The sequence below is a fragment of the Roseateles sp. T103 genome (genome assembly GCF_057219915.1).
The window spans coordinates 1,094,831-1,107,890 of sequence record NZ_JBXVVS010000001.1; the positions used below are offsets into that span (position 1 = coordinate 1,094,831).

Here is a 13,060-nt window from a genome sequence, read left to right on the forward strand (position 1 = left end):
AAGCCCGCCGTGCGCAAGCCGGCGGGCTTTTTCGTGTGGCGGCGCTCTTATGATCTGACGATGAACATCATCATTCTCGGCGCCGGACGCGTCGGCGAGAGCGTCGCCGAGAGCCTGGTCTCGGAACGCAACGACATCACCGTCATCGACACCAACCCGCAGCGCCTGCGCGACCTGCAGGACAGGCTGGATCTGCGCGGCGTGCCGGGCAACGGCATCCAGCCCAGCGTGCTGGAAGCCGCCGGTGCGCGCGATGCCGACATGCTGATCGCCTGTGCGCCCGCCGACGAGACCAACCTCGTCGTGTGCAAGCTGGCGCACGACCTGTTCAACATTCAGACCACCATCGCCCGCATCCGCTCGCCGGAATTCACCCAAGGCAGCCCGCTGATGGGACGCGACGGGTTCGCAGTCGACCAGGTGATCTGTCCGGAAGCCTCGGTCACCAGCTACATCCGCAAGCTCATCGAGTATCCGGAAGCGCTGCAGGTGCTGGAATTCGCCGGCGGCGCCGTGAGCCTGATCGCGGTGCGTGCCGTGACTGGCGGCCCTATGGTGCACCACATCATCTCGGAGCTGCCGCAACTGGTGCCGCAGGTCGAGATGCGCTTCGTGGCCATCTATCGCAAGAACGAGCAGGGCCAGGACCAGCGCGTCGTCTGCGACGGCAGTACACGCATCGAGCCCGGCGACGAGGTGTTCGTGCTCGCGGCCACAGAGAACATCCGCCGTGTGCTGGACGCACTGCGGCGTCGCGACCATCCGGTGCGGCGCGTGATGATTGCTGGCGGCGGGCGCATCGGTCTGCGCCTGGCGCGCGAGATCGAAGGCAGCTGTGCGGTGAAGATCATCGAGCCCAACGCGCAGCGCTGCGAATATCTGACCACGCAGCTGCGCAGCGAGGTGCTGGTGCTCAATGGCGACTCGACCGACGAGGAACTGCTCGAGCGCGAGAACGTCGAGGACGTCGATCTCTTCATCGCCCTGACCAGCGACGACGAGGACAACATCATGGCTTGCCTGCTCGCCAAGCGCATGGGCGCCCGTCGCGTGCTGGCACTGATCAACCGGCGTGCCTATGCCGATCTGGTGCAGGGCACGCAGATCGACATCGCCGTGTCACCGGCACAGACCGTGATCGGCGAGCTGCTGGCCCATGTGCGGCGCGGCGATGTCGAGGCGGTTTACAGCCTGCGCCGCGGTGCCGCAGAAGCGCTGGAAGCGGTGGCCCACGGCGATCGCAAGTCGTCCAAGGTGGTGGGCCGGCGCATCGACGAACTGCCGCTGCCCAAGGGCGCGCAGATCGGGGCCATCGTGCGCACGATCGAAGACGCCGAGACCTACCGGCGGGTGATCATCCCGCACCACGACACCGTGATCGAGAGCGGTGACCATGTGATCGTCTTCGTGCCGCGCAAGCGCATGGTGCGCGAGGTCGAGAAGCTGTTCCAGGTCGGTGCCACCTTCTTCTTCTGAATCCCCCATGTCCTACCCACTTGCCGTCATCGCCCTGGTGGGGCGCATGGTCGTGCTGTTTGCGCTGCTGATGCTGGTGCCGCTGGCCTTCGCCTGGTACGACCAAGATCGTGCGAAGCAGCCCTTCCTGATCTCCATCGGCGTCACGGCGCTGTCTGGCCTGCTGATGAGCCTGGCCACGCGACGCTTCCATCGCGAGCTGCAGCCGCGCGACGGCTTCCTGCTGGTCGGGCTGACCTGGATGCTGCTGCCGGTGTTCGGCGCCTTGCCGCTATGGCTGGCGATTCCCGACCTCAGCGTCACCGATGCCTACTTCGAGGCAATGTCAGGCTTCACCGCCACCGGCGCCACGGTGCTCAGCGGGCTGGATGAGCTGCCCTTGAGCATCAACGTCTGGCGCTGCTTCATGATGCTGGTCGGCGGTCTGGGCATCATCGTGCTGGCCGTGGCCATCCTGCCCATGCTGGGCGTGGGCGGCGCCCAGCTCTTCAAGGCCGAGACCGCCGGGCCGCTGAAGGACACCAAGCTGACGCCGCGCATGACCGAGACCGCGCGCGGACTGTGGACGGTGTACTTCCTGCTGTCCGTGCTCTGCTTCTTCGCCTATGCCTGGGCTGGCATGAGCTGGGCGGACGCATTCATGCACATGTGCTCGACCATGGGTCTGGGCGGCTTCTCTTCGCACGACCTGAGCTTCGGCTATTGGAACTCGCCGCGCATCGAGGCTGTCGCGATCGTGTTCATGATGCTCTCGGGCGTCAACTTCGCGCTCTACTTCGTCGCGTTCCGCCAGCGCTCGCTGGGCGTGCTCTGGCGCGATGTCGAGGTGCGCGCCTTCTACGCCGCCGTGATCGGCAGCATCCTGCTGATATCGCTGTACCTGGCCGCCCACCGGGTCTATCCCAGCTACGAGGAAGCGCTGCGTCACACCGCCTTCCATGTGGTGTCGCTCGCCACCACGACGGGTTATGCCTCGCACGACTACGCGCAGTGGCCGACCTTCGCGGCCCTGGCGATGATCCTGCTGGGCTGCTTTGCCACCTGCGCCGGATCCACCGGTGGCGGCATCAAGATGATCCGCATGCTGTTGCTGGCCAAGCAGGCGCAGCGCGAGCTGGTGCGCATCGTGCATCCGAACGTGGTCAACCCGGTGGTGGTCGGCGGCAACGTGGTCAGCAGCAAGGTGATGCAGAGCGTCATCGCCTTCATGATGATCTATGGCGCCACGCTGGTCGGCCTGACCCTGCTGCTGCTGTTCTCCGGGCTGGATCCGGTGACGGCCTTCACCGCGGTGATCGCCTGCGTCAACAACATCGGCCCCGGCCTTGGCGAGGTCGGCCCGGCCGTCAACTACGGCGTGCTCAGCGACTTCCAGACCTGGGTCTGCACCTTCGGCATGCTGCTGGGCCGGCTGGAGCTGCTCAGCCTGCTGGTGCTGTTCACGCCGCAGTTCTGGCGGCGCTGAAGCAGAGCTACATCGAGGCCTGCAGCATCGCGCGGTAGTCCTCGCGGCTGGCCAGGCGCGGATTGGTCTTGTGGCAGTGGTCGGCCAGCGCGCCGTCGATGACGCGCTCGAACAGATCCTCGGTCACGCCCAGCGCCGCCAGGCCCGTGGGCAGACCCAGGCGCGCGTTCATCGCGCGCAGCGCCGCGGCGATGTCCTCGCCCGCAGCGTCGCAACGGGCCAGACCCATGGCCTGCGCCATCCGCGACAGACGCGCGTCCTGCTGCAGGCTGTCGTGCCCGGCGTTGAACTTCACCACCGCGGGCAGGAACATTGCATTGAGCGTGCCATGGTGCAGGCGCGGATTCACGCCACCCAGGCTGTGGCTGAGCGAATGCACGCAGCCCAGGCCTTTCTGGAAGGCCATTGCGCCCTGCATGCTGGCGCTCATCATCTGCAGGCGGGCCTCGCGGTCGCTGCCATCGCGCGTGGCGCGCTCGATATGCGACCAGCCGCGGCGCAGGCCTTCCCAGGCGATGCCGTCGGCGGGCGGGTTCAGCGCCGCCGACATGAAGGTCTCCATGCAGTGCGCGATCGCGTCCATGCCGGTGGCGGCGGTCAGCAGCGGCGGCAGGCCCAGCGTCAGCTCCGGGTCGCAGATTGCGGCCTTGGGCATCAGCTCCCAGCTGTGGAAGCCGAGCTTGCGGCCATCGTCGACGATGATGATCGCGCCGCGCGCCACCTCGCTGCCGGTGCCGGCCGTGGTCGGCACCGCGATCACCGGCGCCACGGCCTTGGTGATCTTGGGGCTGCCGCCCTCGATGGTGGCATAGGTCTTCAGCGGCCCTTCGTGCGTGGCCGCGATCGCCACGCCCTTGGCCAGGTCCATGCTCGAGCCGCCGCCGATCGCAAGCAGACCATCGCAGCCCAGCTGCTGGTACTGCGCCACCGCGGCCCGCACCGCCGCTTCGGTCGGGTTGGCCGGCGTGCCGTCGAACACCGGCGGCGCATCGCTGCCGAAGGCGGCCAGCGCCTTGGCCAGCACGCCCGCCGCGCGCACGCCCGCATCGGTGACCACCAGCGGTCGGCGCATGCCGACGCGCTCGCATTCCTGCGGCAGCAGCGCCGCGGCGCCGAAATCGAGCTGGATCTGGGTCAGGTACTGGATCAGGGCCATGTTCGGCGTCTCCTCTTGTCGTCCTTGCTGTCTGGCACACTGGCGCGCTTGCCCGATAAACACAGACACGCACCTCGTCGTGGAGGACGAGCGTACCCTTGCGGAGCCCTTCTTGAGTAGCACCTTGTTGACACCGCGCATGGCCGGCGTGCTCGAACGCATACACCGCGCCAATCGCCCCGCCTTCCACAGCCTGACACCACGAGAGGCCCGCATCGCCTACCGCATGGGCGCGGAAATCCTGGATCTGCCGCGCGCGCCGCTGGAGCGGGTCGAGGATGTGCAGATCCCCGGTCCTGCCGGCGCGATGCCGGCGCGGCTGTATGCGGGCAGCCGGGCTCGGCTGCCGGTGCTGCTCTATCTGCATGGCGGCGGCTTCACCATCGGCGGCATCGAAACCCACGACAGCCTGTGCCGCCAGCTCGCGCTGCGCTCCGGCGTCGCGGTCATCTCGCTGGACTACCGCCTGGCGCCCGAGCATCCTTTTCCTGCCGCGGTGGACGACAGCTGGGCGGCGATGCGCTGGCTGGCAGAGCAGGGCGGCGACGCACTCGGCCTGGACGCGAGCCGGCTTGCGGTCGGCGGCGACAGTGCCGGCGGCACGCTGGCGGCAGTGTGCGCGCTGCATGCGCGCGACATCGGCCTGAAGCTTGCGCTGCAGCTGCTGATCACCCCCGGCACCACCGCCCATGCCGACACCGCTTCGCACAAGCTGTTCGCCAACGGCTTCCTGCTCGACGCGGCAAGCATCGACTGGTTCTTCCAGCACTACATCCCGCATCACCATCGGCGCGACTGGCGCTTCGCGCCGCTGCTGGCCGATGACCACAGCGATCTCGCTCCGGCCTGCATCGTGCTGGCCGAATGCGACCCGCTGGTGGACGAGGGCGTGGCCTATGGCGACCTGCTGCGCGCCCATGGCAGCGCGGTGCAGCTGGAGCTCTACCGCGGCGTGACGCACGATTTCATCAAGATGGGACGCCAGATCCCTGAAGCGCTGCAGGCGCTGGATGCCTGCAGCCTCGCCCTCAAGGAGGCATTGAAGCCATGACCCAGAGCACGAGCCGCGATGGCGGCGCCCCGCAGCGCCACCAGTTCCGCTTCTTCGAACGGCTGCGCGTGCGCTGGGCCGAGATCGACGCGCAGCACATCGTCTTCAACGGCCATTACCTGACCTACTTCGACACCGCGGTGGGCGGCTATTGGCGTGCGCTGGCGCTGCCCTATGCGGCGACCATGCTGTCGCTGGACGGCGATCTGTTCGTGCGCAAGGCCACGGTCGAGTACCTCGACGCCGCGCGCTACGACGAACTGCTCGACGTCGGCGTGCGCTGCGAACGCATCGGCAGCAGCTCGATGACGCTGCACTGCGCCGTGTTCCGCGGCGCCGACTGCCTGGTGCACGGCGAGCTGGTCTATGTGTTCGCCGACGCGAGCAAGCGCATTCCCAAGCCGGTGCCGCAGCGCCTGCGCGAGATCCTGCAGGGCTTCGAGAAGGGCGAGGCCATGGTCAAGGTCAGCATCGGCGACTGGGCCGGCCTGGGCGGCGATGCCGGCCCGATACGCCAGGCGGTCTTCGTCGACGAGCAGAAGATCCCCGCCGAGATGGAATGGGACAGCGCCGACGAGAGCTGCGTGCATGCAGTGGCCTACAACCGCCTGGGCCGGCCGCTGGCCACCGGGCGGCTGCTCGAGCATGTGCCCGGCGTGGCCAAGATCGGTCGCATGGCGGTGGTGCCGGCGCTGCGCGGCAGTGGTGTCGGCCGCGAGGTGCTGGACGCGCTGATGCGCGCCGGCCGCGAGCGGGGCTACCGCGAGGTGCTGCTTCATGCGCAGCTCTCCGCCGAGGGCTTCTATGCCCGTGCCGGTTTCCAACGCCGCGGCCCGGTCTTCGAGGAGGCCGGCATCGAGCATGTGGAGATGGTGCGCCCGCTCTGAGCGCGGCCTGGCCTAGCGGCGGTAGCGCTGCTGGTACTTGTCGCGCAGATCGGTGTGGCGGTCGCGCAGCTCGATCTCGCGCCCCTGGACGAAGACACGCTCGATGCGGCTGCGGATGTCCAGCGGACTGCCGTCGGCAACGATGAAGCTCGCCAGCTTGCCCACCTCGAGCGAGCCCAGCTGCGCCTCCACACCGAGGATGCGCGCCGGGTAGAGCGTCACCGCCTTGAGCGCCTCGTCAGCGTCCAGGCCATGCGCCACCGCCTGGCCGGCCTCGAAGGCGAGATTGCGCTCGTTGGCGCTGTCCGCGGCATTGCGCGCAATGGCGAAGCGCACGCCAGCCCGTGCCAGCGCCGACGGCAGGCGAAAGATCGCGTCCACATCGTCGTCGCGGCGCAGCGGCAGACGGTGCAGACCGGCAATCACCACCGGAACATCGCGCTCGCGAAGCTCGGCGCTCACCGATTCGGCATCGGCGCCCCCGACGATCACCAGCTTCAGACCGTGACGCTGCGCCAGCGCCAGGGCCTGGCGGATCTGGCCGCGCTCGTCGGCCTGCACGAAGACGGGGCGCTCGCCACGCAGCACCGGCAGCAGCGCCTCCCAGCGCGTGTCCAGCGTGCTGCCCTTGGGGTCGGCGGCACGCGCCTTGGCATAGGCTGCGGCGGTGGCGAACACTTCGTCGAGCTGGCGCAGCCGTGCCGACACGGTCGAGCGCATGTCTACCACGCTGTCGGCGTCGAAGGGATCGGCCGGCAGCGCGCGCAGCGAGGGCAGGTTCACATGCAGCGCCACCTCGGGCCGCAGCGCCATGTCCTGCCAGTTCCAGCCTTCCAGCTGCATCAGTGCCGAGGTGCCCGCCATCAGGCCGGTGGCATTGCTGCGCGGCAGGGCCAACGCCGCGAGCACGCCGCCGGAGCGCGTCACCGGAATGCGTTCGCTGTCCGCATTGAAGGCCACCACGGCGCGCGCATTCGGGTTGATGCTGCCGACCTCGGTGGTGTCCACCGTGGCTCGCACCGCCGGCACCTCGACCAGGCCGAGCGTGGTGTTGGCCGCGATCAGGCCGGGATACACATGCCGGCCCTGCAGATCGATGCGGCGCGCATTGGCGGGCGCAGCCAGCTCGGCGCCGCCGATAGCGCGGATGCGGCCCTGTTCCACCAGCATGCTGGCGCCTTGCAGCGTGGGACCCGCCACGGTGTGCAGGGTGGCATTGCTGATCAGCAGCGGCGCCTCCTGCGCCGGCGGCGGCACATAGGGCGAGGCCGTCGCCAGCCCGGCGGGGCAGAGCAGGGCCAGCAGGCACAGGCGCAGCGCCTGCTTCAGCGGAAGTCCGGTCATGGCTGCAGCTCCTCGGCCGTGCACTCGTGCCATTCGTTGTTGCCGTAGCTGTCGGCGTAGCGCGCTTGCTCGTGCTGCAGGCGGCGCCAGCGCAGTTCGGCCAGGGCCAGTGCCAGCGGGTCGCTGGCAGGCGTGACGCTGCGTGCACCGCCGCCCTCGCGCGCCAGTGCCTGCAGCCGCGCCGGCAATGCCTTGGCCAGCAGCCGTTCGCGCTCGCGCCGGTGCTCGGCGCGCAGCCGGGCGTCGCTGGCCAGGTCGAAGTAGCGTCGGCCCTCGATCCAGGTCTGCTCGGCCTTGCTCGAAGTGGCCAGCGGATGACCGCTCCAGATCACCAGATCGGCGTCCTTGCCCGCTTCCAGCGTGCCGGTGCGCGATGCGATGCCCAGCTGCTGCGCCGGATTGGCGGTGACGAACTTCAGCGCCTCCGCCTCGTCAAGGCCGCCCCAGCGTACCGCCTTGGCCGCCTCGGTATTGAGCCGTCGCGCCAGCTCGTTGCTGTCCGAGTTGAAGCTGGTCAGCACGCCGGCGCGCTGCATGATCGCGCCGTTGTAGGGGATGGCATCCATCACCTCCATCTTGAAGGCCCACCAATCCGAGAAGGTCGAGCTGCCGGCACCGATGGACGCGATCTCGCTGGCCACCTTGTAGCCCTCGAGCACATGCTGGAAGGCCGCGACCGACAGGCCGAACTCGCGCGCGATGCGGGTGAACATCAGAATCTCGTCGGCGCGGTAGGCGTGGATATGGATATGGCGCTTGCGCTCCAGCAGCTCCACCAGCGTGTCGAGCTGCAGGTCGCGGCGCGGCGGCGTGGACTGCGCCGGCGCGCGGCGCCAGTCGGCCCAGCGCTGCCGGTAGGCCTGCGCGGCCTGGAAGGCGTCGCGCAACAGCTGCTCCACGCCCATGCGCGTCTGCGGGTAGCGGGTGTTGTTGGCATCGCCCCAGTTGCTCTGCTTGACGTTCTCGCCCAGCGCGAACTTGATGCCCGGCGGCGCCTCCTTGAACTTCAGCCCCTCCGCATCCTCGCCCCAGCGCAGCTTGATGACCTGGCTCTGGCCGCCGATGGTGTTGGCCGAGCCATGCAGCAGGTTGGCGGTCGTCAGACCGCCGGCCAGCGAGCGGTAGATATTGATGTCGGTGGCGTCCAGCACATCGCCCACGCGCACCTCGGCGGACACCGAGCTGGTCGCCTCGTTGACGCCGCGCGCGATGGCGGTGTGCGAGTGCGCATCGATCAGTCCTGGCGTCACATGCTTGCCGCGCGCGTCGATCTCGTGCGCACCGGCCGGCGCCTGCAGCTGCTTGCCGATGGCGGCGATGCGTCCGTCGCGCACCAGCAGATCGGTGTCTTCCAGGCGGCCGGCGGCGGCGCTGGTCCACAGCGTGGCGCCGCGCAGCAGCAGCACCGGCGGCGCAAACGGCGCGCCCTCGCGGCCGTAGGCGCCGGCCGGATAGCGCTGCAGCGCCGCCAGATCCGGCGCCGGCTCCTTGGCCGCCGCGGCCTGACGCGGCTCGGCACTGGCAGTGCCCACCCTGCGGGCCTGCCCGCGCGATGCCGCCGGGCTGCCCTGCGCGCCGGTGAGCTGGAGCTGCTCGCCATCGAGCGCCAGCGTCAACCACTGTCCCTGGGCATCGCCGCAGGGCCAGCGCAGGTGCAGACGTTCGCTGCGCCAGTGCGACTCGCACTTCTTCTCTGCGATGCGAACAGCCGGCGCGGCCGCAGTGCCGACGATCTCGAGCATCGAGGTCTGTCCGTCGAGCGTCAGCGCCCAGCGCCCTTGCAGATCCGGTCGCTGCCACTGCGCGGTGGGCACCGCTCGGCCGTCGATGAAGCTCAGCTCGATCTGCGCGTCCTCGTCGGTGAACAGGTCGCCACGCGCCACCACCAGATGCGCGGCTCGGCCCGGCGCGATCTCGCCGAGCTGCGGCTGGCCGAGCAGCTTGGCCGGCACCGTGGTCAGCGCCGCCAGCGCGAGTTCGGGGCTGAGCCCGCGCGCCACCGCCTGGCGCAAGCGCGGCCAGAACTCGCGCCGCGCATCGACCAGGCCGCGCGCAGTCAGCGCGAACTCGACGCCGCTGCGCGCCAGCACGCTCAGATTGGAGGGCGCCAGCTCCCAATGCTGCAGCTGCTGCAGCGTCAGGTCGGCTGCGGTATCGGGGTTGTCTACCTCGGGCGCGGCAGGGTAGAGCAGGGGGACGATCACCGGCAGGCCCAGCTGGCGCAGCTGCGCCGCGCGGCGGTACTCATGGCCGTTGCCCAGCAGCGCGGCGCGCAGCCCGAACTCCTGCACCACCCGCGCCGCGCGCAGATAGTCCTGCTCGTCGTCGGCCTGGTAGATCACCGTCTGGCGCCGCTGCAGCGGCGCCTGCAGGGCCTGCAGCGAGAGGTTCACCTGGCGCTGCTCGGGCCGCAGGCTGCCCCACCAGCGCGCATCCGACCAGGTCTGGCGCGACAGCGCGATCGCGCCCATCAGCGAGTTCGGGTAGTGCAGCCGGCCGCCGCGGTTGAACTCATGCGCCTGCAGCTGCGCCGCATCGGCAAGCAGCACCGCATCCTTGGGGTCGGCGACCTCGGCCGTGGCCAGCAAGGCCGCCTGGCCCCGGAAGACGCCGCGCCCAGGCGAGGCCAGCACGGCCGTGAAACCCAGCTCGCGCGCCAGGCGCAGCTCGTCGGCGCGCAGCTCCAGTCGCGCCGCCACGCTGCGTTCAGGCCGGACCATGGGATTGCCGGCCTGTGCGGCGACCATGCTCGCATCGGCGCCGGGGGCTGTCGCTGGCTGCCGTTGTTGCCCGCCTTCGGCGACGGTGGCGGGCGGCGCGCTACGCGCCTGTGCGCGCCATGCGGCAGGTACGCCGACCTCGCTGCTCAGGTCGATGAAGCCTGCATAGACGGTGCGCCCTGGCAAGTGCCAGACGCGCGCTCCGGCCGGCACGGCGAGATCGGCTGCGGCCGCGACGATACGTCCATCGCGCAGCAGCACCGTGCCACGCTCGATCACCTGGCCCGGCGACAGCACGATGCGGGCTCCGGTCAGCGCATGCCATTGCGGCGTGCCGTCCCGCAGGCCCTCCTGTCGCTCGGTGCTCATCGCCCCCGCATGGGCCAGAGCTGCGCCAGCGAGCGCCGCCAGACCCAGCAGGGTGTGCACCGACGCGGCACACCATCGGCCAAGAGTCCTCTGCAGTCCCATCGCTATGCGCCCTCCGCTCCCATATCGCTCACCAGGCCGACGCCGGCCTCGTGGGCCGGACGCGATCAAGCGGCGCATTCTCGGCGGCGCGCGCAGCCACAGACTCGGCGTTATCCCTGGCTCGTGCGAATGGCGAGCGCGACAAAGCGCTCTTCATGACGCGGGCCCTGCAACCAGGGCTGCATACGCTGCGCGATGCGCTGCCTCAGGTCGCCGTCTGCGGCCTGCGCTGACGGGTAGATCTCCATCCAGGTCAGCAGATCGCCCCCGTCATCGCTGCGCTCGAGCAGTCGCACCGGCGCGTCCGCTGCCGCTTGCGCGAAGTCGGCGGCAGCCGCCTGCGCATCCTCGCGCCTGATGCGGTAGTAGATGTAGAGCTCGGCGCCATGGCCCTGCGGGACCGGCGCATTCATTGCGGTTCGGCGATGGCGTAGGGCAGAGGCCGCGGTGCCAGCGTCGGACCGGCGACGCTGCCCAGATGCAGGCTGCCGCTGTCCAGCGCCGCCAGCTTGACCTCGGCCAGGACCAGCGCCTCGCCCCCCTGCCGCAGCGCTGCCGCGGCGACCATGCCCGCCGGCTGATCCGGGTCGGCGCTGTGGAACAGCTCCTGGCCAGGCTGCACGATGGCTGCGCCCTCGATGGCGAACATCAGCGTGCGGCGCTTCAGCGTGCCGCGGTACTGGCTGCGTGCCACGACCTCCTGGCCGGGGTAGCAACCTTTCTGGAAGTTCACCCCGCCCAACAGTTCCAGATTCAGCATCTGCGGCACGAACTGCTCGACAGTGGCGCCGCGCACCCAGGCCAGGCCGGCCTGCACCTCGAGCCACTGCCAGTCCTCGTTCGTCAGCGCGGTCAGGGCCGGCGCCTCAGCGGTTGCGGGCTGGATCAGCAGGTAGCGTGGCACGGCGGCCCCGGCGTCGCCGCCGTCGGGCAGGCGGACCACGCGGGCCTGGCCGCGCTGCGTCGCGGCCCAGACCTCGGCAGGCGCCTCGCTGCCCAGCCAGTCCCGCGCCGCCGCGCCGGCGAGGCCCCAGACCGACCAGTCGCCGCTGCCATCGCTGAGCTTGCACTTGGCGCGCAGCACGAACATGGCCAAGCGCTTCAGCGTCGCCGGCAGCAGCTCGGCCGGCAACGCCAGCAGCAGCTCATCGCCCACCGCCTGCTTGACCACGACCATGCTGGCCAGCAGCCGCCCCTTGGCCGAGCAATAGCCGGCCAGCCGAGCCTGCTCGGGCTTCTGCAGCGCGGTGTCCTGGGTCAGCTGGCCATGCAGGAACTTGGCCGCCTCTTCGCCCTGGGCGCGCATCACGCCCCAGTCGGTCAGGCGCAGTGCGCCACCCATCGTCACGGTGTCGGGAGTCTTGTTGCTCATGGGGCCCGATTATCATCAGCGCCCGCATCACACAAGGAAGCCCAGGTCTTGTCCCGCGCCTCTCGCCAACCGCGCCGCAGCCCCCGACATCGCAGGGGCCAGCAAGGCCGCCTGTCCTGGTTCGCCAAGGCCCTGTTCGGCCTGCTGCTCGCTGCGCTGCTGCTCGCCGGTACCGCTGCGGCGGCAGCCTGGTGGTGGCTGCAGCGACCGCTGCCGCTGGCGGCAGCGACGGTGGAGCTGTCCATCGAGCCCGGCACCTCGCCGCGCGAGGTGGCCCAGGCCTGGGTGGCTGCCGGCGTGCAGACCGATGCCCGGCTGCTCTATCACTGGTTCCGCTGGTCAGGCCAGGCGCGGCAGATCCGCGCCGGCAGCTACGAGGCGCATGCTGGCATCACGCCTCGCAGCCTGCTCGACAAGATGGTGCGCGGCGACGAGGTGCTGGAGCAGGTACGCCTGATCGAAGGCTGGACCTTCCGCCAGTTCCGTATCGCGCTGGCCAAGGCGCCGGCGCTGAAGCAACAGACCGCCGCGATGAGCGAGGCCGAGATCATGGCTGCGTTGGGTGCGCCCGGCGTTGCCGCCGAGGGCCGCTTCTTCCCCGATACCTATGCCTACAGCCGTGGCGTCAGCGACCTCACGGTGCTGAAGCGCGCCTATGCGGCGATGCAGCGCCAGCTCGACAGGGCCTGGGCCGCGCGCGCCGAGGGGCTGCCGCTGAAGAACGCCGACGAGGCGCTGATCCTGGCCTCCATCGTCGAGAAGGAGACCGGCACGCCGGCCGACCGGCCACTGGTGTCGGCGGTGTTCGTCAACCGCCTGCGCATCGGCATGCCGCTGCAGACCGACCCGACGGTGATCTACGGTATGGGCGAGGCCTTCGACGGCAATCTGCGCAAGCGCGACCTGCAGACCGACACGCCGTTCAACACCTACACCCGCCGCGGCCTGCCGCCGACGCCGATCGCGATGCCGGGCGCGGCCTCGCTGCAAGCGGCGCTGAACCCCGCCGACAGTCGCGCGCTGTACTTCGTCGCCCGCGGCGACGGCAGCAGCCAGTTCAGCGAGGACCTCGCCGCGCATAATCGCGCGGTCAACCAATACCAGCGCGGCCGCTGAAC

General features: G+C 69.9%; 10 protein-coding genes. 5 read left to right on the forward strand and 5 right to left on the reverse strand.

All coding sequences use genetic code 11. The features are described 5' to 3' along the window. Positions 1-60 precede the first annotated feature (60 nt). Both trkA and AC2EBS_RS04760 read left to right on the forward strand, forming a co-directional pair. Complete coding sequence (gene trkA, locus AC2EBS_RS04755; protein WP_484727215.1) at positions 61-1,476, forward strand: Trk system potassium transporter TrkA; 1,416 nt, start codon at positions 61-63, stop codon at positions 1,474-1,476. 7 nt (positions 1,477-1,483) lie between these two features. After that, positions 1,484-2,941, forward strand: a complete 1,458-nt coding sequence (locus AC2EBS_RS04760; RefSeq protein WP_484727216.1) for a TrkH family potassium uptake protein — start codon at positions 1,484-1,486, stop codon at positions 2,939-2,941. Between the two features lie 7 nt (positions 2,942-2,948). Here AC2EBS_RS04760 and AC2EBS_RS04765 read toward each other — a convergent pair whose 3' ends face one another. Next, positions 2,949-4,097 carry an iron-containing alcohol dehydrogenase gene (locus AC2EBS_RS04765; protein WP_484727217.1) on the reverse strand — a complete coding sequence of 383 codons (1,149 nt, stop codon included), beginning with the start codon at positions 4,095-4,097 and terminating at the stop codon, positions 2,949-2,951. A 139-nt stretch (positions 4,098-4,236) separates the two neighbouring features. Here AC2EBS_RS04765 and AC2EBS_RS04770 point away from each other — a divergent pair, with 139 nt between their 5' ends. Together AC2EBS_RS04770 and AC2EBS_RS04775 are read left to right on the forward strand one after the other, a co-directional pair. Beyond that, positions 4,237-5,148, forward strand: a complete 912-nt coding sequence (locus AC2EBS_RS04770) for an alpha/beta hydrolase (protein WP_484727566.1) — start codon at positions 4,237-4,239, stop codon at positions 5,146-5,148. Next, positions 5,145-6,035 carry a YbgC/FadM family acyl-CoA thioesterase gene (locus tag AC2EBS_RS04775; RefSeq protein ID WP_484727218.1) on the forward strand — a complete coding sequence of 297 codons (891 nt, stop codon included), beginning with the start codon at positions 5,145-5,147 and terminating at the stop codon, positions 6,033-6,035. The genes AC2EBS_RS04770 and AC2EBS_RS04775 overlap by 4 nt, the downstream gene beginning before the upstream one ends. 12 nt (positions 6,036-6,047) lie before the next feature. Here AC2EBS_RS04775 and AC2EBS_RS04780 read toward each other — a convergent pair whose 3' ends face one another. From AC2EBS_RS04780 to ygfZ, 4 genes are all read right to left on the reverse strand, one after another. Then, positions 6,048-7,379 (reverse strand): amidohydrolase family protein, encoded by a 1,332-nt coding sequence (locus AC2EBS_RS04780; protein WP_484727219.1) that lies wholly within the window; start codon positions 7,377-7,379, stop codon positions 6,048-6,050. Beyond that, positions 7,376-10,468 (reverse strand): amidohydrolase family protein, encoded by a 3,093-nt coding sequence (locus AC2EBS_RS04785; protein WP_484727220.1) that lies wholly within the window; start codon positions 10,466-10,468, stop codon positions 7,376-7,378. Before AC2EBS_RS04785 ends, AC2EBS_RS04780 begins: the two co-directional genes overlap by 4 nt. Before the next feature lie 212 nt (positions 10,469-10,680). Continuing rightward, a complete protein-coding gene (locus tag AC2EBS_RS04790; protein ID WP_484727221.1) occupies positions 10,681-10,983 on the reverse strand; it encodes a DUF4936 family protein in 303 nt (100 codons plus the stop codon). Further along, complete coding sequence (gene ygfZ, locus AC2EBS_RS04795; RefSeq protein ID WP_484727222.1) at positions 10,980-11,942, reverse strand: CAF17-like 4Fe-4S cluster assembly/insertion protein YgfZ; 963 nt, start codon at positions 11,940-11,942, stop codon at positions 10,980-10,982. Before ygfZ ends, AC2EBS_RS04790 begins: the two co-directional genes overlap by 4 nt. A 132-nt stretch (positions 11,943-12,074) precedes the next feature. On the opposite strand from ygfZ, the gene mltG reads away from it, so the two are divergent. After that, entirely contained in the window at positions 12,075-13,058 is a 984-nt protein-coding gene (mltG, locus tag AC2EBS_RS04800; RefSeq protein WP_484727567.1) for an endolytic transglycosylase MltG, read from the forward strand. Positions 13,059-13,060: the final 2 nt, after the last annotated feature.